Genomic DNA, 22,137 nt, shown 5'->3' with positions numbered 1-22,137 from the left:
ACATGGCTAAGATTCAGAAATCCATCAGTGACGAAATCTGCGACTACCTCAAGAAGCAGAAGCTCTCCCCCATTCCCGTTCAGACTCTGAACGAAGACATGGAAACGACCCGCTACTTTGGTGGCGACCTCAAGGAATTCATTGCCGCCGCTAAGACTCTCGGCGCCAAGGGAATCTTTGTCGAAACCCTCTACCTCGAAGAAGACGAATTCTACTACGACAGCGGCATGGACGATGAAGAATACATGGCCCTGTACGGTAACGAAAACTGCTGCGACGGTCAGTGCAAGTGCGGCAAGTGCGAAAGCAAGAAGTCCAAGAAGAACGCCAAGGACGACGATTCCGATGTGGATGGCGTCTGGTTCGAACCCGAAGATCTCGATGGTCTCGACCTCACTCTCCTGAAGCCGGAAATGGCTAAGTACCTCGACCGCATCGGCGAAGCCTGCGGCGCACGCCTCACGGTTCCGGGCGTTGACCACCTGGAAGTCGAAATCTTCGCTGACTGGTACGATGACTTCGCCGAACTGGTGGACGAAGCTTCCGAAGCAATTGAAATCAATCCGACCGACACTCTGAAGCAGGCTCAGGCTATGTTCGAAGCTGAAGAAGCAGAACTCGCCAAGGCTGAAGACAAGAGCGTTAAGAAGATTGCAGTCCATCCTCCGAAGGGTGGCAAGAAGGCTTCTAAGAAGAAGTAATTCTTCCTAGCAAACAAAGTAATTGCATACAAGCTAAAAAGTCGCGACGGTGTCGCGACTTTTATTTTTCATAACTTTTTTACTAAATCAATAAAAAATCGGATAAGCGAGTATAGCGAGGCCACAGCCCCCGAAGGCGTACAATTAGTACGACGAGAGGGGCGAGAACGAAGCTAGACGAAGTTTATACGATTTTTTTATCCGTGGTACAACTTACTCGTTTGATAAGTAGGTTCCGTGGTGAGATTTACGCCCAAGCGGCGGAACACGCCCACGTCAACTTGAGAAAGAATCACGCTGGAGTGCACTTCGCAGTGGCGAAGTTCCGGGAGCTTTTCCATGGCAATTTTCGCGTTATAATCCGTGAGGGCGCAAACAGAGAGAGCCACCAGGACTTCGTCCATGTGCAAACGCGGGTTCTTGTGGCCGAGCTGTTTGGTCTTCAAGTTCTGAATCGGTTCAATCACCATCGGCGAAAGCAGGCGCACTTCGTCAGGGATACCGGCCAAATGCTTGAGTGAATCCAGCAACATTGCAGAAGAGGCGCCGAGCAGCGAAGAAGTCTTACCCGTAATAATAGCGCCATCGTTCAACTGAATTGCTACAGCCGGGCCTTCGGATTCTTCGGCCTTCTTGACGGCAGCCGCAATCACGGGGCGGTTTGCAGTGCTGATCTGGGCCTGTTCCATAATCAGTTCCTGCTTGTAAACTTGATCCTTGTCGGCGTTGCCCTTACGCACGTCGCAAAGCGTGTTGTAGTAGCGACGGATGATTTCCTGGCGAGCGGCTTCGCAAACAGCATCGTCATCAACAATGCAGTTGCCGGCCATGTTCACGCCCATATCGGTCGGACTCTTGTACGGAGATTCACCGAGAATACGTGTAAACAGGGCGTTCAGCACCGGGAAGATTTCCACGTCGCGGTTGTAATTGATAGTCGTCTGTCCGTATGCTTCCAAGTGGAACGGGTCAATCATGTTCACATCGTTCAAGTCGGCGGTGGCGGCTTCGTATGCGAGGTTCACCGGGTGCTTGAGCGGAATGTTCCAAATCGGGAAGGTTTCGAACTTGGCGTAGCCAGCCTTCACGCCACGCTTGTTTTCGTGGTAAATCTGCGAAAGGCACACAGCCATCTTTCCACTTCCGGGACCCGGTGCCGTCACCACCACAAGTTCGCGAGAGGTTTCAACAAATTCATTCTTGCCGTAACCGTCGTCGCTCACTACCAGCGGAATGTTGCTCGGGTAACCCGCAATCGGGTAATGACGATAAACCTTGAGGCCAAGATCTTCGAGCTTTTTCTGGTAAGCAATAGCGCTCGGCTGTTCCTGCCAGCGGGTCAGCACCACGGAGCTCACGTACAGGCCATAGCCACGGAAGGCATCAATCAGGCGCAAGACATCTTGATCGTAGGTAATGCCCAAGTCGCCACGGACCTTGTTTTTTTCGATATCGCCGGCGTTAATGGCGATAATGACTTCGGCCTTGTCCTTGAGCTTTTCGAGCATGCGGATTTTACTGTCGGGCGCAAAGCCAGGCAACACGCGGGATGCGTGATGGTCATCGAACAGTTTTCCGCCAAATTCCAGATAAAGTTTTCCGCCGAACTTCGCAATGCGCTCGGCAATCTTTTCGGACTGCGTCCTCAGGTACGCGTCGTTATCAAACCCTACTTTAAACATCTTTTTTGTCCATCTAGAAAATCATAAAAATTATCTGCACAAAAATAAAAAAAAGAACGTCATTGCGGGTAATGCTATGACGTTGCAATCTACCATGAAGAGCACGGCTAGGCTCTAATTAGTTAATTTGGCTCCAATCGATTGAATAATCGTTCCGATAATTTCATCATGCCCATTCTTCATGCGCACTTTGTTTTTATACATGAGCGCATCGGCTCGTTCAAAGACAGACGAAACATCCTTGTCATGTTCCTTGTCAAATACAGAAATTCCACAAGCAACCACAACCTTATGTTTGTCAACGTTTTTCTCAATCGCTTCAGTAAATTCCTTTTCCAGCTTTTCACGGTTTTCGAAATCGGAACCACGCAGAATCGCAACAAATTCATCGCCACCAATACGGAACACCGGGCTATGGGCAAAAGTCTGGCACACAAGCCTACTGGCCGAGCGAATATATTCGTCACCGGCAATGTGCCCCAGCGTATCGTTCACCGTCTTTAAACCGTTTACATCGCACAAGGCGATTGCGAATTTCACGTTTTCGCCCGACTGGATTTGCTGGTTCAGTTTGGCTTCAAATTCACCATATGTGGTCTTATTCTTAATCCCGGTCAAATCGTCGCGACGAGCCTTTTCGTAAGCAGCGCTCACCTCTTCCCTGATTTTTTGTTCGCGGCGAACCTGAGCATCCACATTGGTCACGCTGATAACAATATGCTTTTTATCGGCATAAACCGCCACCATGTTTACATACAAAGGACCCTTCGGAGTGTTCAGGCGGTACGTCAACGAAAACACTCCATTATCATCAAGTCCCTTTAAAAGCGTACGCCTATCCAAAGCATCCACAATCAAGGGAATATCTTCTTTGTAAACGACGTTTAAAGCATCCTTTTTCAGCTGGTTAAAGAAATCTTCGCCTTCGAGTGCCACGCTCAATTCGCAGAACACCCGTTCACTCTTGTACAGCGCATAATGGTTCGTATCCAAGTCGACCATATAAAGGGCATCGTAGCGTTCGGCAAGGGCCATCACGATTTGGCCATAAAGTTCGCTCTTGGTCGCTTTTTGTTCAAGAGCCAAGCGCTCACGTTCCTGGGTATCGATATTGGTCACACCGATAATCAGGTAATTGCGTTGTTCCGCACGCCCAAGAACCACCTTCATGGAATACCAGACAGGTTTATCCCCTGCCATAATACGGTACTTTCCTCTAAAAGCTTTACCGTCTTGTACCGAGGCAATCAGCGAATCCTTGTTGGCAATGTTTTGACCAAACCATTCCCTGTCGCCTTCATAAACAATCATCTCGAGGTTTACCCGGCAATCCGCCCAAAAATTGCTGGTTTCACTCAATTCCAGATTTTTATGGTTCCCGCTGAACGCAAACATGGCGTAGTTATCGCTTTCTATATCGACAAAAAACACGCACTCGTAATCGAGCGATAGAGCAAGCGACACATCATCAATGGACAAAAGCGAATTCATAAACAGGTCCAAAGCAAAATCAAGATACCTTTAAAATAACATTATTTTAACAAAAGGGCATTGCAAATAGAATTTTCCTACAAAAAAATCTAGATAAGGCCGCCTTCCGACAAGAGAATGCACATGCGTTCACTTCGAATTGCGCTTTAAGCGCCCTAAACCCCATTTATATCTTGATTGTAATTTTCTTGGAAAGCAATAATAAGGAATTTTATTCCACCATATCTCGCAAAATTTCTACCTTTGAGTGCAAATTTTCCCCAATCACTCAAGGAGTACATATGGGCGGCTTTTGCGGTGTTGTTTCTAAAGAAGATTGCGTGAGCGATCTCTTCTTCGGAACCGACTACCATTCTCACCTGGGAACCCACCGTGGCGGTTTGGCTGTTCTCAAGGCTAACGGACACTTCCATCGTTCAATCCACAATATCCAGAACACCCCGTTCCGCAGCAAGTTTGAACACGACCTGCCTTCGTTCGCAGGCAATGTCGGTATCGGTGTTATCTCGGATACGGACCCGCAGCCGCTCGTCATGACCTCCAAGCTCGGCACGTTCGCCATCGTGACTGTCGGCTTGATTACGAATATCGAAGAAATCAAGAACGAGTTGTTCAAGAACAACTGCATGCAGCTCCAGTACTCCACGACCAGCGGAATGGTCGGACCGACCGAAGTGGTCTCCGCCCTGATCGCCACGCAGGATTCCATCGTCGAAGGTCTCAAGTACGTACAAGAGAAAATCAAGGGCAGCTGCTCCGTTCTCTTGATGGACGAAACCGGCAAGTTCTACGCCAGCCGCGACAAGTGGGGCCGTACGCCGATCGTGCTCGGCAAGAAGGACGGCGCCATGATCGCCCTGCAAGAAAGCTGCGCCCTCCACAACCTCGGCTTTGAATATGTCCGCGACATGGGTCCGGGCGAAATCGCCGAACTCACACCGGATGGCGACAAGACGCTCGTCGCTCCGGGCAAGAAGATGGCAATCTGCTCCTTCCTCTGGGTTTACTACGGTTATCCGGCATCCACTTACGAAGGCCGCAATGTGGAAATGACCCGCTACCGCTGCGGTTCCGCACTTGCAAAGCGTACTCCCACCGAAGCTGACGCCGCTTGCGGTATTCCCGACTCCGGTACGTCTCACGCCCTCGGTTACGCACACGAAGCAGGCATCAAGTTCGCCCGCCCGTTCGTGAAGTACACTCCGACTTGGGCCCGTTCCTTTATGCCGCAAGACCAGAAGCAACGCGAACGCGTGGCATCCATGAAGCTGATTCCGATTCCGGGACTCATCAAGGATCGCCGTCTGGTGTTCTGCGACGACTCCATCGTGCGCGGCACCCAGCTCGGTAAGCAGGCTCAGAAGCTCTACTCCCTGGGCTGTAAAGAAACCCACATGCGTATCGCATGCCCGCCGCTCGTTTACCCCTGTAAGTTCATCAACTTCTCCCGTTCCAAGAACGAATACGACCTGATTACCCGTCGTTACATCCGCGACCAGGAAGGCGAGAATCCCGATTTGGACAAGTACACCGATCCGGATGGCGAAGCCTACAAGGGCATGGTGGAATACATCCGCCAGAAGCTGAACCTGACGACGCTTGCGTTCCAGCGCATCGACGACCTGATTCACGCTATCGGCCTCCCTGCCGAACAGCTCTGCACCTACTGCTGGAGCGGTAAGGACTACGCCGAAACGGGCGACTGCTACCACTGCCCTTGCCACGCTGGCGATAGCGAAAACAAGGATAAAGAGTAGTTTAATCCTCAATTAGGACTTTCAAGCGCACCCCTGCCCGTTGGGCGGGGATTTTGCTTTTATTGTCTAAAAATGGCGAATTTAGCTCAAAAACAGCATTTTTGCGAATTTACCGCCTCAAAATACAGTTAATTTATATGTAAAGAACGGAAAAATTTTACATTCCGTCCTTTACACACAAGATTTTTTTTTCTATCTTTGGCCCAAAACAATAAAACAAACCCCATTTTCCCTGAAAAACGGGAAAATAAACATAAAGAGGTTAAAATGGCAACCGTTATCCGTCTCGCTCGTTTCGGCAAGCGTCACAACCCCATCTACCGCGCTGTGGTCATCGACTCCCGCAAGGCCCGCGACGATAGCTTTATCGAACAGGTCGGTTTCTACAACCCGAACCAGAAGACCCCGGACATCAAGTTCGATCAGGAAAAGGTTCTGAAGTGGCTCCAGATTGGCGCTCAGCCGTCTGACACCGTCCGCAGCCTCCTCAAGAAGGTCGGCATCATGGATCTCTTCCACGAAATCCGCGCTGGCCGTTCTATCGAAGGCAAGACCGCTACTCCGCGTGCTGAAAAGGCCAAGAAGGCCAAGCTCGGTCCTAAGGCTCTCGCCAAGATCGAAGCTGAAAAGGCCGCTAAGGAAGCCGCCGCTGCTGAAGCCGCTGCCGCCGCAGAAGCTCCTGCAGAAGCACCCGCTGCCGAAGCATAATTTTCGCTTGAAAAGAAACCTCGTGCCTAAAAGCACGGGGCTTTTTTATCTAGCAAAAACCGCTTGAACCCAAGTAATCACCTTCCGCTGATTCAAAACCCCACTAAGTCTTTCATGTCTGAATCCGAAGAATACATCACCGTATGCCAGCTCATGCGCACACATGGCGTCAAGGGCTACATCAAGGCGATGCCGTTCACTCATGACATCAACCGTCATGAGATGCTTAAGGATGTGATGCTAAAGAAGACCAATGGTGAGACGGTACAATTGACTCTGGAAGATTCCAGGCTTGCAAACAATCTGTGGTTATTAAAGTTCAAGGGGTACGACACGCCGGAATCCCTGGTACATTTCGTGAATGCAGACGTAATGATTCCCGAATCGGAGAGGCTCCCCGCCCCCGAAGGTGAATATTACCTAGACGATTTGGAAGGTTTCCGCGTAAAACTGGAAGATGGCCGCGACATTGGCGAAGTTCTTGAAGTCCAGGAACTGCCTACCGTGAACGCGTTTCACGTCAAGTTCGACGCCCCATTCCAGAGCGAATTTTCCGCAAAAACAATCCTCGCTCCCTGGATAGACGACTGTGTCTTGGACATAGACGAAGAAGGCAAGAGCATCAAGTTCAGCGCAGACTACCTCAAGAGCCTGTGCCCGGAGGAAAGGTGAAGATCGACTGCATCACCATCTTTCCCGAGATGTTCACTCCCATGAAGCAATCAATCATGGGTCGCGCCCAGAGCAAAGGCCTGATGGAGTTCAATACCATCTACCTGCGCGACTTTGCCATCAACGACTACGGCCAGGTAGACGACGTGCCCTATGGCGGCGAACCGGGAATGGTCCTACGACCGGAACCGCTCGCCAACGCTATCCGCAGCACGGGAGTCAAGGAAGACGGCGGCAAGGTCATTTACCTTACTGCCGACGGAGTGCCGTTTACACACAAACTAGCAAAGGAGCTTTCCAAAGAAAGCCACCTGGTGCTGGTCTGCGGGCACTACAAGGGAATCGACGACCGCATCCGCCAGTCCGAGGTCGACTTGGAGATTTCTATCGGTGATTTTGTCGTGAGCGGGGGCGAACTGCCCGCGATGCTCGTGACCGACGCCGTCGTGAGACTCCTGGACGGGGCTCTCGGCAACAAGGAATCCGGTGAAACGGACTCGTTCGCCCAGGGCGTACTGGGATGGCCGGTCTACACTCGACCCGAAGTTTTTGAAGGAAAAAAGGTGCCCGAAGTGCTCTTATCGGGTCATCACGCGAACATTAAAGCCTGGAGGCGCCAAGAATCGTTAAAAAGAACGCAGGAAAGACGCCCAGACATCTTTAAAAATCTTGAAGAAGATACTAAATTTGGCATCAAATAAAAACGAGGTACACAAATGTCCCTGAACATTGAAGCAATCCATAACGAAAACTTGAAGACCGACCTTCCTGAACTCCGCGCTGGCGATACCGTCACCGTGAACGTGAAGGTGATCGAAGGCACCAAGGAACGTATCCAGCCGTTCAAGGGCGTCGTGATCCAGAAGAAGAACTCCGGTATTTCTGCAACTCTTACCGTTCGCAAGATGTCCGGCAGCGTGGCCGTGGAACGTATTTTCCCGCTCCACTCCCCCCGCATCGACTCCATCGTACTCGACCGCGCCGGTAAGGTTCGCCAGTCTCGCATTTACTACATGCGCGACCTCCGCGGTAAGGCTGCACGTATCGACGAACGTCAGGCTTAATCAGCTTTACACTCGAGGAATATGACCTCGCGTCAACAATTAATCCCGCCTACGCATCAAAGCGTAAAGGCGGGTTTTGTTGTTTATTCGCCCAAGAGCGAAAATCGAAGCATTATCATACTCGAAGAAGGCGAACTTGTCGCCCGCGAAACGACGCCTCCCTATTCCGTCGTCTTTACCATGCGACCGGGTGACCTGGTCGGTGTAGCCGCCCTACTGGAACGTGAACCCTTCAAGTACGAACTTTCGGCAGGCAAGGATTCCAAGATCACAGTGGTAACCGAAGAATGCATGGAATCGGAACTCAAGCGGCTCCCCCTCTGGCTTTTGGCTTTGATCCGAAATCTTTCGGCAAAGACCCACCTGCTAAAGCGCGCCGCAGTAGAGACCCGCGTCAGGAACACCCTCAAGAGCCTCGCCGAATACTTGAGCCACAAGCCCAGCGATATTGACTTCAACCTGGCCGAACTGCTTCGCGAATTCTCTTTCTTGACCAAGATTTCGACCACGGCCGCACAAGAAGATTTCAAGTCGCTTTTACGTAGGCACTTGATCAAGCTTTCGCAAAAGAACGGGCGCGTGTTCTGCCGAATTATCGATCCGGAACTGCTGCATATCTTTACAGACTACATCCGGGCTCAAGAAACCGAATCGGGCTTCGCTCCTTACAAGTTGAGCTTTGTCCAGAAAAAGATTCTTGTCTTTTTGTCTACCATGGAAGGCGCTCCCGAAAAGACTGGTCCCGACTGGATTGCTTTCATCCACGAAAAATTCCCCGACGCAGACGTTTCGCAATGGATTAATTTGTTGCAAATCCAGTGGTTCGTGAAAGCGGACCCGAACGATCCCGATTGCGACCGGTTCAAAATTCACATTACCAAAGTCCAATATTTCTTGAAGGCGTTACGCTACGAGACCAACATTCGAGGGGTGCTATGACGCTTGAAGAAGGACAGATTTTATTTCGCGAAGGGGATCCCGGCGAAAACCTTTACGTGGTTCGCGACGGCGAACTGCAAGGCAAGAGTTCTCTCGGCACCGCCATCAACACCTATGGCCCGGGCGCCTTGATCGGCGAATTGGCGTTCCTTAAGAAAGAACCCTACACTGAAACGATTACCGCCACCGAAGACTGCGAGCTGATCGAAATCACGCCCGACGCCTTGGACGAATCGTTGGAGCAGGAACCCGCCTGGTTCAAATCCATCATCACGTTCCTCACGGGCAGGCTCCAGATTGCAGGCGAAAACAAGCGCAAGAGCGACAAGATCAAAGCGCTCCCCAGCCTGCTTTACGTTCTGGAAGCGGACAACTCTATTGCAGACATCGTTGAAAGCGTTCATAACCTTTTCAACATTTCAAAAGATTGCGTCAACGATCTTTTGCAGATTCTTGAAGACCTCGAAATTCTGAAGATTCAAGGCACACAGGTTCACGTCAAGAATACGAACGTAGTTCATCTCCTGTACGATTCCATTCTCTACCGCGCACGCTACAAGAAAACGCCTCCGCAGATTCTTTCGATGACCGAGCAGATGGTTTTAAACGCCGTCATCAAGACCGTGCAGCAGAGCAAGGAACCTCTCAATAACGGGACGTTCACCGTCAAGACGGAAGCATTGTTGAAGGTCGCCAAGCGAGCTATGTTCGGCGCCACGCTCACCACTCGCACCCTGTTCCCGCTTTTGGAACGCAAGCTACTGAGTTCAGCCATTTCCCTTGGAGACGGAAGCGTCCTTCCCGAAATCGAAGCCATACCGTCTTTCTCTGGCGATTTCGACACCATCCTCGATTTGATGGAACTGAACCGCATTTACCCGTTACTCGACAAGAAGCTGGTCTAAAATTTTCTATCTTTAGACCCGTAAAATCAATTAACCCCTAGCAGGTAAAATTATGAAACTTTCTGCACTTCTCGTGACCCTTTCCTCCATTGCCGCCTTCGCCGAAGAAGCCGCTCCCGAACAGCAACCGAGCGCCATTGGCAGCTTTTTGCCGCTCATTCTCTTGTTCGTGGTGATGTGGCTGTTCTTCATTCGTCCGAAGAATAAGGAAATGAAGAAGATGGAAGAAATGCGCAAGGCCCTCAAGAAGGGCGACAAGGTGATTACCACCGCCGGTATCATCGGTACTGTCACCAACATCGACGAAACCAGCACCACCGTTTCTGTGCGCACCGGTTCTACTACCATTATCGATTTTGAAAAGTCCGCCATTCTCCGCGTACTGAACGCTGAAACTGCAGCTCCGGCAAAGACCGAAGAAAAGAAGTAAGGATTAGCCGATGGCACTTCTGGAAATCAAGACATACGGTGACCCGGTGCTCCGCAAAAAATGCGAGCCCATCACCGAAATCACTCCCGAATTGCGACAGCTTGCAAAGGACATGCTCGAAACCATGTACGATGCTCCGGGCTGTGGCCTTGCCGCTCCGCAGATCGGCAAGAACATCCGCCTTGTGGTAATCGACACGGCCATTCCTGGCGAAGAAGATCCGCGTCCCTACATCATGTTCAACCCCGAATGGGAAGCTGAACCCGATGCAAAGCCGGTTCCCTACGACGAAGGCTGCCTTTCGGTGCCCGATATCTTCTGCAACGTGATTCGCCCCGACAAGGTGTGCGTCCGTTTCTTTGATATCAATGGCGAACCCCAAGAAATTCATAATTGCGACGGGCTCTTTGGGCGTTGCATTCAGCATGAAACGGACCATCTGAACGGTGACCTGTTTGTCGACAAGATTTCGACGGCAGACCGTACCATGAATCAGTCCAAGCTGAAGAAAATGGCTAAGGAAACTCAAGCAAAACTGAAGAAGCACTAACAATCATTACTCAAGTAATGTCTTTTAAGCTTCCACTGATTTTTGCTTTTACACTCGGGATCTCGTCTGCATTTGCAGACGACGATTTCGATTTACCCGATGATGTGCAAAAAGCGGAAGTGCCAGCCAACGCCGAAGACATTACTGATGTTCCCGTCAATTTCGCCCCGATTGAGGCGACGACTACCGAGACAACAAGCGAAGCTCCTGCAAAGCCTCTCCCCGTCAAAAACAAGTCTGCAAAAGACATTGCCGAAAGCTACTTGCCGCCGATCCCTGAAGAGAAGAAGCCGGCTCAGAAAGAAAAGGCTGTTCAAGGGAAAAAGCCGATTCTGAAACAAGTTCAGGATGACGTAAGGGGGCAAGGTCAGGATGACGGGGATAAGCCGGCGGCGTTTAAGGCGCATCAGATTCCTGAAGATTTGGACCGTCCGCTTCGCGTAGGAATTTACACCGGCGTAAAAGAGCTCTACCTCAAGTACCAAGGCGAAACGGTACACGTCACTCCGCACGGCAAAATGGTGCGATTCGAAGCCGACGGAAATTCTACTGAAGACATCGCTCACGAATTCAACAGCGAAGATGGCGGATGCCTTGCAGTCGCTGCAGACAAGAAGAGTCTCGGCAAGGCCTGCTACCCCGGAAGCATCATGTTCCGCACCACCAACGGCAAGCTCGATGCTATCAATTCGGTGGATGTAGAAGACTACTTGCGAGGCGTCATTCCCTACGAAATCGGAAAGTTGGATTCCAGCCGCATAGAAGCCCTGAAGGCCCAAGCCGTGGCTGCTCGCACCTACGCCTACAAGCATTTCAACAGCCGCGAATCCATGGGCTTTGACGTTTTCGCAGACACCAAGGACCAGGTTTACAAGGGCCTAGAATCGGCAACTCCCTTGACCGATGCGGCAGTCAAGGCGACTGCAGGCGTGGTCATGACTTATGACGGCGAATTCATTATCGCCTACTACCATTCCACTTGTGGCGGCGTTACAGAAACGCTTGCCACTTGGAACCGCCCTGATGTTCCCTACCTGCAAAGCAAACCGGACAAGCGCCCCAATGGCAAGCCTTGGTGCGATGAATCCAGCTATATCAAATGGGAACGCCGTTTTGCAAACAAAGAAATCGTCAAGCTTTTCAAGGCGAACGCCGTTGAAGCGAAAGCGACTTTTAGCACCGCAACCGGAAAAGACTTCAAGAAAGTCAAATCCATCAAAATCAAGGACAAGCTGAAAAGCGGCCGCATCATGACACTCCGCGTCGAAACCGACAAAGGCTATTTCGACGTATTGACCGATCGCACCCGCTGGCTGTTCAAAAAAGCCGGCACCATCCTACCCTCCTCTTTCTTTACCATCAAAAAAGAAGGCAAGGAATGGGTCCTTACCGGTACAGGATTCGGACATGGCGTGGGCATGTGCCAAATGGGAGTGCGGGCTCGTGCCCAGGCCGGCCAGAGCTACCAAGAAATTTTGAGTCATTACTACCAGGGAATCACTCTGGAAAAATTCGAACGGTAAACGCGAGGTCCATTTAATGAACGTCGCAAAGCCGTTACTTGCCGTCATTAGCCAAGGTTGCGCAGCCAACTTTGGCGATGGTGAAAAAATCGCCCGAATATTCGCAGACGATTACCGTGTCGTCTTTGGAATGCCCAAAGAAACTGCAAGCGGCAATGAAGCGGAAATGCCCGATGCCTTCGTACTAAACGTTTGTACTGTCAAAGGGAACGCAGGAGCGCTCAAGCTGCTGCGTGAAGCCTTAAGCTATGTTCCCGAAGCAAAGTTGTTCATTACAGGGTGCGCACCGAAGGACTTTAGAGAAGAAGTCGCGAAGATAACGGAGAAGGTTGTATTCACATCACTAAACGAGCTTAAGAAGGAAAAGCTGATCCTGAACCAAGTTCAGGATGACGTTCAGGGTGACGTTGGGCGGGACACGTTGCGGGAGTCGTCGCTGGTGGGGATAGTCAACATCGAAGAAGGTTGTCTCGACGCGTGCGCCTATTGCTCTACAAGGCTCGTCAAGGGCCGTTTGCACAGCTACCCCGCCGCAGACATCGTGCAACAAGTAAAAAGCCTTGTAAGCGACGGCTGCATCGAAATTCAGCTGACCGGTCAAGACTGTGGCTGTTACGGCTTCGACACCGGAACCAACCTTGCCGAACTGGTGCAGCAAATTCTAGCAGAAGTTCCCGGCAACTACAAGATGCGTCTTGGCATGGGAAACCCGCGGCACATGCAGCAATACATCGATCCTTTGCTGGAATGCTTTAAGGACGAACGCGTCTACAAGTTCATTCACCTGCCCGTTCAAAGCGGCAGCGACTCCGTTCTTAAGGCAATGAACCGTAAGCACAACGCGCAAGACTACATCGATTTAGCCGAAACCTTCAACAAGAATTTTCCGCTATTCACCTTGAGTACAGATATGATTGTAGGTTTCCCCGGAGAATCGGAACAAGACTTCCAAGACACTCTAAGTGTCCTGCAAAAGACTCGTCCGACTGTCTGCAACATCACCCGATTTGTAGCACGCCCGAACACGCCCGCCTACAACATGGCCGGCGCCGTTCCCGACGAAGTCAAGCATATTCGTTCTGCCGCCCTTGCCGAAGCCTTCCAACGCATCGCAACCGAAAATAACGCCCGCTGGGTGGGCCAAACCGAAACCGTGGTCATCGAAAAGCCCGGCTACCGCAAGGGCACCTACATCGCCCGAAACGCCGCCTACCGCCCCGTCGCCATCACAAGCGACAAGCCGTTACTTCCGGGCGAACGATTCGCCGTCTCCATTACCGACGCCGAACCCTTCGCCCTTATCGGCCGCATTAACTAATCAACATTTCACCTCGCACACCCATCGCCTATTCGAGAATAAATACGAAAAAGCCCCGGCATCGCCGAGGCTTTAAATTTTTTGCAAAGCGTCTACTACTTCACCTTAGCGCGCTTATAGCCTCGTCTGTAAGTTTCCGACGTACGAGAGTAGTAAATCGTGTGCGGCCAAGCAGAAGAGCCTTCCTTAATGCAAGCCGTGTAGGCTTCCTGAACAAAGGTCACCTGATAGATGTAAGGACCCGTTGCAACGGTTCTACCGTTCTGGGACACCGGATACATCTTGATCGTGATAAAGCCTGCACCCGTTTCACCATACAGCTTGGTATCGCAGCCAGCTTCATCGACGCCAGCAACGTTACCACCCTTGCCGGCCAATGCCTTATGAAGTTCTTCTTCGTTCATGCTCTTCTGATACTGGCTCACAAAGTGACCCAGATGGTCGAACACGCGAACGTTAATGCGGAACGGGCCCATCACCGGGTAAGACACACTGAAGCAGCTTTCAACGCCGTTCGAGTAGCACATCGAAGTTGCAGATTCCTGACCGCCCACATAAGCGGTAGTCGTTGCGCTGGTAGAACCATCTAAAGTCGTCGCCGAGAAAATCTTCTTTTCATCGTTGGTCAAAGCGAGCGGGTTATTGTTCTTACCCACGCCACTCGGCACAGAGGTGAACAAGAGGTCAGCCGTGTAATCCAGCGGGAGTTCGCCACCCTTGTTTTCGGCAATAGTGGTAAGCACGGTTGCCTGGTTGGTGAAGTCCGGACGAACAATGGCAGAGTCCATCACGAAGGGAGAGCCCTGTGTCGGAGCCTTGAATTCTGCACCCGGCCAATCTTCCGGAGTATCCGGATAACCGACCACGGGCTTACCGGAAGCAGAAGTCACCTTGAACGTCATCTTAGAGTTCCATCTCATCAAGGCATCCCAAGTTGCTTCGTCAATGCCCTGAGCAGCATAGTCAGCCTTTTGGATCTTATATTCATCACTATTCAAGAATTCCGTATCTGTGGGCGAGTTGAATGCAATCTTGTCGCCACCCACGATAATCGGATTCGCAGCAGGCTGACCATTTTCATCCATCAAGACACCCGTAAAGGTATACTGCACACCGGCAGAACCCATGCTGGCGCCCTGTTCAATGCTGGTTACATAGTAGCCATAGGTCTTGATCGTCTTGGCGCCCGTTGCCGGGTCAGTTTCCGTACGCATCACAATAATCGTAGGTTGCGTTGAACCAAATGTCGCAATGTTTTGAATAGTCGTAGCGTCCAGAGTCGTATTCAAGAACATAGTCACCGTCTGGTTGCCGTTGGAGTCCAACTTGGCAAGCACGCTACCGATAGCGGGCTGACCGTAGCGAGACGGAGCAAGTTCAGAAAGGGAGCTGCGGATACGCAGGTTAGAACCATCGGACTGACGGTCAGCATAGAAGAAGTGCAGATAGTGCCAGGAGTCATCAATCCAGCCTTCGTTATCGAGCTTCAAACCGCAGGAGTCAAGCATCGGATCACCCGGATGGCAACCATGTCCATTGGCAGCCAAGTAGTCCATATTGGCAGTACCGGAAGCAGCAAGGTGAGTACCACCCAGGTCAACCACCAGCACACCGTCCACAAAGATCCACATGTCATCGTCACCGGTGAACTTAAAGACTTCACCTTTACCCTTCTTGTACTTGAACTTGGCAACGCCCATCATGGTAAAGCCATAGTTACGCAAGTGGCGAAGGCCCATCTTTCCAGAGGACACAGCAACATCGGAGGCTGCGGTTGGACTTCTGGGGCCACCGGCAGACTTCCAAGCATTACAAAGGGCCTCAGTATTGTCGCCCATAAAGTCCGTCTGGGTATCAGCCCACTGGTAATCGTAAGGCGGGCAGAAAATCGAGAGGCTCTGAGGACCATACTGGTTCGGGAACATCAGTTTCTGAGAAACCCACTGGAACTGACCGTCGTCCGTGATACTATCCAACGGGAAGTAACCACCATTGTTCCAGTTCTTGTCAATTTCAAAATAACGGCCATCTTGCGGATCCTGATCCAGAATCAAAGTCGTATTCGTACGCTTATTGACTTCGTTACCAAAGGCGTCCTTAGCATCGGAATACCACTGGGCAAAATATTCGTTATCGCAAGCAGACCTTGCCTTCGTAATGACAGGCTCGTATATGTCAAGAGCGCACTTGGTCGGGTCGTTCGGATCGCAGTCATTGGGATCAGGCGGGAAAATCAACCTCTGTTCCACCATGCCCGGAGTCGTATAAACGATCTGGGACCAGGAATGGGTCTTACAAACTTTTGTACCCGAGCAATTTTTCTTATCGTCAGACAAGTTTGCAGCCCAAGAGCCAGAAGCATCGGAGCACAAGTCCGAAACCAGACCTCGCATCACCTGAAGGCCAAGGGGGTTCCACTTAGCATCCTTGGTACAATCCTTAAATTCGCCATACCAGGCGAAACCAGTCGGGTCCGTCACCGTTTTGATATAATCAGGAACGGTAGAGGTAGCACCGCTTGCACTCGCTATGTCATGGGGGTAACCTTCTACGCCAACTGCAATACCGTATTGCGGAGTCTGCGTATTTCCGCAACCAAAAATATCTTCGTTACTACGGCGAGTCGCCCATTCCGTATTGCTTGTATAGGAGGCATGCCAAGTATCCGGATACCTGCCGATGGTCCTGCCACCACTCTTTTTTCCGCCGTTAACAATACTGTTATGGGCTTCTTCCTGGAAGTTTTCGAAGTCTTGGTGAGTCACAGGGAAGTCGCGGATAATGATATCCAATTCTCTCTGGTTATCCTCAACCACAGCCTGCGAGGTCACTGCCCCAACAAGTCCAAAAATAGTCGCACCAAGTGCAATACGCTTAACAGCATTCAATTTCATAATAATCCAATCACCTTACCTAATAATATAGGTTTAAAGTATACCCCCCTAAATATACACCTTTTTTTTCAATTTATTAACTTTTTTATTGTGAAAAATCCTTTAAACAAGCCATTTGCGGGAACTTCGTGCCCTAAAACACTTATTTTTTGCTTCCTAGCGGAACATTCCTGTTCAATTTTTCCACAGGCCCTCTTAAATTTCTAAATAGTGGCACAGAATGAGCCTTTCAACCCTTTTCACAATCGTAATGACGCTGGTGCTTTTGCGCATTTTTTGGTTAAAAATCAAAGATGTGAGCATGAAAAGCGAATCTTTCAAGAAGCTTCCCGCCAAAGACCAACTTTCGGTCCTAAAGGAATGCCTTTTGAACAACCCTACGACAACCAATTTGCAGAACCTGAAGGAATTCGGCGACAAACAAGGCACGAATATCGACATCGAGTCCTACAAGCCCTTCTTGAAAAAACAACTGGAATTGAGCCGTCGCAAAGACGCCCTTGCCGAAGACAACGAGCTCTTTACCGCCGAAGCCGAATGGATCGACAAAATTAAGCCCCTGGAATTCGAAGAGGCAAAACTCGCCAAGCAAGAAAATCGATTCGAAGACTACATCTTGCACTCTTTGGAAGGAGTCGCCCGCCTTTACTCGGACCAGGCCATTTTAAACGAACTAGAGTCCCTAGTTCAGGATTACCCCAAGGCAAAGCAACTCGCCCAGGGATACCGCGACCTGATGGACCTGCGCGACCAAAGCGGAGCCGACGAAGAGTCGCTCAAAAAATTGCGCACCGCCAAGGAAGCCTGGGAAAAAGACCTTTTGCAAGTGGACGTTGAATCGTGATCCTGCTTGTCGCCGAAAAACCGTCTGTCGCAAACCAACATTACCGCCCTATGCTGGAGCGGTTGGAAGGTGAAAAGTTCACCCAAGGCGACGGCTGTCTGATAGGTAAGAACCACTGCATCACTTGGTGCGTGGGTCACTTGATTACGCTCGCCCCGCTCGACGCCTACCCCGGTTTTGAAGGCGGCTGGCGACTTTCGAACTTGCCCCTATTGCCCGAAAAATTCCGGCTCATGGAAATCGAGAGCACCAAGAAGCAGCTGAATGTGGTGCGTCAAATGATGGAACAGGCCGATGTTCTGGTGAACGGCGCGGATGCCGGTCGCGAAGGTAATTTGATTTTTGACCTGGTGCTCGATTACACCCCCGCCTTCAAGCAAAAGACGATTAAGCGCCTGTGGGTGAACAGCTATGTCGCCAAAGACTTGGACAAGGCTTGGAAAAACTTGGAAGATGCCACCCAGCGTCTCAACTTGAGTTATGCAGCAAGACTGCGCCAACGCGCCGACTGGATGGTGGGCCTGAACGCGACACGCGCCTATACGCTTACGGCAGGCCGCGGCAAGATGATTTCAGTAGGCCGTGTGCAAACGCCTACACTCAACTTGATTGTAGAACGCGACACCATCGTGGAGCAATTCAAGGAACTGTTTTACTACAGCGTCGTAGGCACATGGAAAGGGTATCAAGCTCAATATGTGTTAGACGAGAGACGAGAGGCGAAAGACGAGAGAGATGCTGCAAAAAATACGCCAACTCTCAAAGTAGCCGTCTTTGAAAAAGAGGCGGAAGCGAATGCGGTGGTGGCACGATGCAACCCGCCGACAGAAGCCGCAATTGCCAAAATCGACACCCAGCAGAAAAAGCAATTTCCACAAAAGCCCTTCGATTTGACCGAATTGCAGAAAGAAGGCAACAAGCGTTTTAAATACAGCGCCCAGCAAGTTTTGGATTGCGCCCAGAATCTGTACGAAAAGAAATTGCTGACTTACCCGCGTACCGATTCGCAGTACCTGCCCGATACCATGAAGCAGGAGGCATTCGCCCTCGCGCAAAAATTGGCGACACCCGAGCAACAAAAAATTTTCCGTAGCTTTGACGAAAATTTCGTATTCATCAATTCCAGCAAGGTGACCGACCACTTTGCCATTATCCCCACCGGCGAAGCTCCGAACGATTTGCCCGAAATGGAGCAAAAGATTTACGACCTAGCCAAGGAACGCTTTGTACAGGCGTGGCTGAAGCCGTACGTGTGGGATGAAATGGAGGTGATTCTTGAGACGAAAGACGAGAGACGAGAGACGAGAGAATTATTCCGATTAAAGCTCAAGCGGAATGAAGATTTAGGATTCCGCGCACTCGTCAAAGAAGATACGAAGGGAAAGAAAAAGAAGAAAGCTGATTCCGGCTCGGAAGATGGAAACGCAACAGCCGCCGAGGGCAAAGGCGACAGCGACGAAATTACAAACCTGGTTGAAGTTTTCCCTGAATGGAATGTCGGCGACAGCGCTCCTTTTGACAGTGTAGAATTGCAAAAGAAAAAGAAGAGCAAGCCCAAATACTACACCGAGGCGACACTCCTTGCCGCAATGAAAACCGCCGGTAAGCAAATCGAAAACGAAGAACTTGCCGAAGCCATGAAAGACCGTGGCTTGGGTACGCCGGCAACACAAGCAGGCATTATCGAAACCCTCAAGAAACGCGGCTTTATCGAGGCGCAAAAGAATTACCTGGTGAGTACCGCCCGCGGGCGCGAAGTCATCGCGTTGATGGACGAAAAAGTGAAATCCCCGGAAATGACCGGCGAATGGGAATACAAACTTTCGCAGGTCGAAAAAGGAACGCTTACGCCCGTAGAATTCCGCGACGGAATCGTTGAATACGTGAAGCAGCTGTTCGCCGATTTGCATGCGCGATACGGCTGCCAGTTCGAGCGCGAAACCGTGACCGAAGCGATCCCCTGCCCGAAATGTGGAAGCGCGCTCGAAGTAGCCCCTTGGGGCTACGTGTGCCCCAAAGCCGAATGCGGATTCAAGATTGGGCACACCCAGGCAGGCAAGATGCTTTCTCATTCCGAAATGAAGACTCTCCTTGCCGAAGGTCATGTCGGCCCCCTCGCCGGATTCAAAAGCAAGAAAGGCACCGAATTTTCAGCAAAGCTTTCGGTTGATAAGGATTTCAACATTCAGTTTGAATTCGAAAGCGACGGCAAATTCCACGGACAAAAGACGGAATATAAGTGCCCGCTCTGCGGCGCCACCCTCGAAGAAAATAAGAACGCACTATTCTGCGCCAATGCAACTGACGGCGTCGATTGCAAATTCACATTATTCAAAACCGTCGCTGGACACACGCTTACCGCCGCTGAAATAAGCGAACTCTTTACCAACGGACGCACGCCCCTGATTCAAGATTTCAAAAGCAAGAAGGGCTCCGAATTCGCCGCAAGCCTTAAGTGGGGCGAAGGCGCCGACAAGGGCCGCACCGTCTTTGAATTCTTGCACAGGAACCTTCCCTGCCCCATTTGCGGCGATCAGCTACGTTTCCGCAGCGGGACATCGGGCCAAGGCGCAAACGAGGCCACACACGCCGCTTACGTGTGCATGAACCCGCAATGTGGCTTTGGCATTCCCCAAGTGTTTTACCAGCGTAAATTCACCGACGAAGAAGTCGAAGGATTGCTTAAGAACAAACTCACGCCGGTTCTTGAACCATTCAAGAAAAATGACACGACCTTCCGCGCCGCACTTGAAATCCGCGACGGCGGCAAACTCGCCTTCAACAAATTAACCGTCGAAGTCATTGAAACGAAAAAGCCTTAAGTAAAAAAGGAGATGCCCGCCTTCGCGGGCATGACAATTCTATTGCCGAGCCGAGCACTTATTTTTTAAAGACATGTTCGCAGGCCGAGCGTCGCAGGCAAACTTGTTTGCACATGACCGAGGCCCAGAACAAGCTTTCTTTATGCGCCATTGATGCATTAAAAAAGACTAACTCGTAAGGCGAGAGTCGCGGACAAGCCAAAGACTTGTACATGACCGAGCCGAAGAGTTAGCTTTCATTTGTTTCTAAAGAAACAAATGAAAGAAAGGGCTCCCTTGCGGGAACCCTTTCCTAAGAAGGAGAAAATATGAATCGGTATGTGGAACCTTGAACCTACCAGGAGGGGAGCAATGATAGAGTCGTTTCAGGATTTACCCTTCTACCGTTCACGATTCCAAATATACCCTTTTATTTGCCCTTGAGAACTACCAATTTGCTTATTTTCTAAATCCGTTTCAATTACATTTTCGGATTCAGTAAACTGGTGTTTACTCTTCGCGGAAAATAATCTTGCACTTCGGAACGAAACGGAAACCACCGCGGCGGTGACGTTCAATTTCGAAGAACTTCTTCACGCCTTCAGACGGATGTTCCGGATCATCAGAACCGTTGATATGAGCAATGACTCGGTTCAAGCGGCTTTCGAAGTTCGGACGCAGCGGATCCATGCAGATAGACGGATCACGCTTAAATTCACGGTTTTCAAATTCTTCACGACCGGTAGCGCTGTATTCGCGGAGCAGGTTACGAAGAATACGAGCAGGCACATTACGCATCAAGTGCTTGTTGTTCACCGAGATCGAATCATCGCTCTTGTAGTAGATGATTGTCACGGAGTCGTTCATGGCTTCAAGCAACTGTTCCTGAGCCTTCTGGATGGGTTCCCAAGAATCGAATTCCTGCTTGACCACTGCGCTCATGAGCTTGTTGAACGGTTCCGGAGCGATCACATTGGCCTTGTAATCAAAGTAGACCACGCTAGCCGGTGCGCCGTAATAGCAGCCCTTCTGAATCAGAGTTGCACCCACCTTTTCGTCGACAACATCTTCGGTTGCGCGGATGCAAGCCATCTTCTTTTCGGCTTCAAATTCCCATTCAAGACCATATTCAGCAAGGCAATCGCCAAAGGTCTTGTATTCACCTACCTGTTTTCCGTTCACATACACAAAGCCATCGCGGACTTCGGCCGTAGCACGATTTTCAAGAGCTTCGACAAAAGAGGTCTGGCAAGCCTTGTATTCGATCTTTTCGTAAGGCGGAGTGTTCAAAAGAATTGCACCGATCTGCACCAGGCCGTTGAACCAGCGCATGGGGTTCGTAATCAGCATGCCCGGGGAGTCAAACCGATAGGTGAAGTATTCCTTGCGGAAACCATCGGTCAGTTCGCGGCGGAGGAACTTCGCATTGGAAAGCAGCGGATAACGTTTCGGAATAATATCGAGGCAGAGCTGACGGACGTCTTCGGTTGCATAGAACTGCGAAACGTACGGGAGGTAAGAACGAAGCACGCTACGAGCAGGAATCGCTTCGAAGGTGGCGCAACGGTCCATAATGCGCTGCACAAATTCGTCCGGATTTTCGCCACGTTCATAGAGCCAGTTTACCACATTGTTCATCATCAGGCGGTGAACGCTCTCATCCACAAAGGAATCTTCGTAGTAGATGTCGTTTAGCAACTTGACATTGAAACGAGGATCACGCTTAATTAGAGTCAAGATGTCCTTGACAGGGTATGAGATGAGCAACTCAATGTGAGTCAACTGAAGGAATAGGTTAGAAAGCACTTTTACCTCACTCTATTGAATGGTATTTTTTGAAAAACGCCACTCAGCCTTT

At 50.6% G+C, this 22,137-nt stretch carries 18 protein-coding genes; 14 read left to right on the top strand and 4 right to left on the bottom strand.

Going from position 1 to position 22,137, the window contains the following annotated elements; translation table 11 throughout:
* The first annotated feature begins 2 nt into the window (after positions 1–2).
* Entirely contained in the window at positions 3–701 is a 699-nt protein-coding gene (locus BUA40_RS03745) for a hypothetical protein (RefSeq protein ID WP_072798526.1), read from the top strand.
* 197 nt (positions 702–898) lie between these two features.
* On the opposite strand, the gene BUA40_RS03740 is transcribed toward BUA40_RS03745, so the two are convergent.
* Positions 899–2,383, bottom strand: a complete 1,485-nt coding sequence (locus BUA40_RS03740) for a DUF1846 domain-containing protein (protein WP_072798524.1) — start codon at positions 2,381–2,383, stop codon at positions 899–901.
* Positions 2,384–2,497: 114 nt separating this feature from the next.
* The gene (locus BUA40_RS03735; RefSeq protein ID WP_072798522.1) at positions 2,498–3,874 is read right to left on the bottom strand and encodes a GGDEF domain-containing protein; all 1,377 of its coding nucleotides are present in this window, start codon (positions 3,872–3,874) and stop codon (positions 2,498–2,500) included.
* A 281-nt stretch (positions 3,875–4,155) separates the two neighbouring features.
* Between BUA40_RS03735 and BUA40_RS03730 the strand changes: the two genes are divergently transcribed.
* The 11 genes from BUA40_RS03730 to BUA40_RS03680 all read left to right on the top strand — a co-directional run bounded on the left by BUA40_RS03730 (position 4,156) and on the right by BUA40_RS03680 (position 13,740).
* Positions 4,156–5,631 (top strand): amidophosphoribosyltransferase, encoded by a 1,476-nt coding sequence (locus tag BUA40_RS03730; RefSeq protein WP_072798519.1) that lies wholly within the window; start codon positions 4,156–4,158, stop codon positions 5,629–5,631.
* Positions 5,632–5,898: 267 nt separating this feature from the next.
* Positions 5,899–6,339: a 30S ribosomal protein S16 gene (gene rpsP / locus BUA40_RS14850; protein WP_072798517.1), complete on the top strand. Its 441-nt coding sequence runs from the start codon at positions 5,899–5,901 to the stop codon at positions 6,337–6,339.
* Positions 6,340–6,453: 114 nt separating this feature from the next.
* Positions 6,454–7,011, top strand: coding sequence for a ribosome maturation factor RimM (gene rimM, locus BUA40_RS03720; protein ID WP_072798515.1), 558 nt, complete (start codon positions 6,454–6,456; stop codon positions 7,009–7,011).
* On the top strand, positions 7,008–7,712 hold the full coding sequence (gene trmD, locus BUA40_RS03715) for a tRNA (guanosine(37)-N1)-methyltransferase TrmD (protein WP_072798859.1): 705 nt from the start codon (positions 7,008–7,010) through the stop codon (positions 7,710–7,712). Before rimM ends, trmD begins: the two co-directional genes overlap by 4 nt.
* 15 nt (positions 7,713–7,727) lie before the next feature.
* The gene (gene rplS / locus BUA40_RS03710; protein ID WP_072798513.1) at positions 7,728–8,075 is read left to right on the top strand and encodes a 50S ribosomal protein L19; all 348 of its coding nucleotides are present in this window, start codon (positions 7,728–7,730) and stop codon (positions 8,073–8,075) included.
* A 21-nt stretch (positions 8,076–8,096) separates the two neighbouring features.
* Positions 8,097–9,014 carry a cyclic nucleotide-binding domain-containing protein gene (locus BUA40_RS03705; RefSeq protein WP_072798511.1) on the top strand — a complete coding sequence of 306 codons (918 nt, stop codon included), beginning with the start codon at positions 8,097–8,099 and terminating at the stop codon, positions 9,012–9,014.
* Positions 9,011–9,919 (top strand): Crp/Fnr family transcriptional regulator, encoded by a 909-nt coding sequence (locus BUA40_RS03700; RefSeq protein WP_072798509.1) that lies wholly within the window; start codon positions 9,011–9,013, stop codon positions 9,917–9,919. The genes BUA40_RS03705 and BUA40_RS03700 overlap by 4 nt, the downstream gene beginning before the upstream one ends.
* Before the next feature lie 52 nt (positions 9,920–9,971).
* Positions 9,972–10,349 (top strand): preprotein translocase subunit YajC, encoded by a 378-nt coding sequence (yajC, locus tag BUA40_RS03695; protein WP_083585254.1) that lies wholly within the window; start codon positions 9,972–9,974, stop codon positions 10,347–10,349.
* A 10-nt stretch (positions 10,350–10,359) separates the two neighbouring features.
* The gene (gene def, locus BUA40_RS03690) at positions 10,360–10,899 is read left to right on the top strand and encodes a peptide deformylase (RefSeq protein ID WP_072798506.1); all 540 of its coding nucleotides are present in this window, start codon (positions 10,360–10,362) and stop codon (positions 10,897–10,899) included.
* Between the two features lie 17 nt (positions 10,900–10,916).
* Positions 10,917–12,422 (top strand): SpoIID/LytB domain-containing protein, encoded by a 1,506-nt coding sequence (locus tag BUA40_RS03685; protein WP_072798504.1) that lies wholly within the window; start codon positions 10,917–10,919, stop codon positions 12,420–12,422.
* A 16-nt stretch (positions 12,423–12,438) separates the two neighbouring features.
* Positions 12,439–13,740 carry a tRNA (N(6)-L-threonylcarbamoyladenosine(37)-C(2))-methylthiotransferase gene (locus BUA40_RS03680; protein WP_072798502.1) on the top strand — a complete coding sequence of 434 codons (1,302 nt, stop codon included), beginning with the start codon at positions 12,439–12,441 and terminating at the stop codon, positions 13,738–13,740.
* Between the two features lie 95 nt (positions 13,741–13,835).
* Here BUA40_RS03680 and BUA40_RS03675 read toward each other — a convergent pair whose 3' ends face one another.
* Positions 13,836–16,634 carry a fibro-slime domain-containing protein gene (locus BUA40_RS03675; protein ID WP_072798499.1) on the bottom strand — a complete coding sequence of 933 codons (2,799 nt, stop codon included), beginning with the start codon at positions 16,632–16,634 and terminating at the stop codon, positions 13,836–13,838.
* Positions 16,635–16,935: 301 nt separating this feature from the next.
* Here BUA40_RS03675 and BUA40_RS03670 point away from each other — a divergent pair, with 301 nt between their 5' ends.
* Together BUA40_RS03670 and BUA40_RS03665 are read left to right on the top strand one after the other, a co-directional pair.
* On the top strand, positions 16,936–17,478 hold the full coding sequence (locus tag BUA40_RS03670) for a hypothetical protein (RefSeq protein WP_143149683.1): 543 nt from the start codon (positions 16,936–16,938) through the stop codon (positions 17,476–17,478).
* Positions 17,475–20,300 (top strand): type IA DNA topoisomerase, encoded by a 2,826-nt coding sequence (locus BUA40_RS03665; protein ID WP_072798494.1) that lies wholly within the window; start codon positions 17,475–17,477, stop codon positions 20,298–20,300. Before BUA40_RS03670 ends, BUA40_RS03665 begins: the two co-directional genes overlap by 4 nt.
* 489 nt (positions 20,301–20,789) lie before the next feature.
* Here BUA40_RS03665 and BUA40_RS03660 read toward each other — a convergent pair whose 3' ends face one another.
* Positions 20,790–22,085, bottom strand: a complete 1,296-nt coding sequence (locus BUA40_RS03660; RefSeq protein WP_072798492.1) for a hypothetical protein — start codon at positions 22,083–22,085, stop codon at positions 20,790–20,792.
* Between the last annotated feature and the right edge of the window lie 52 nt (positions 22,086–22,137).

It is taken from the genome of Fibrobacter sp. UWT2 (assembly GCF_900142545.1).
In the GTDB taxonomy this organism is placed as follows: domain Bacteria; phylum Fibrobacterota; class Fibrobacteria; order Fibrobacterales; family Fibrobacteraceae; genus Fibrobacter.
The sequence above is the reverse complement of the archived record's forward strand: the minus strand, read 5'-3'. Positions and strand labels throughout refer to the sequence as shown.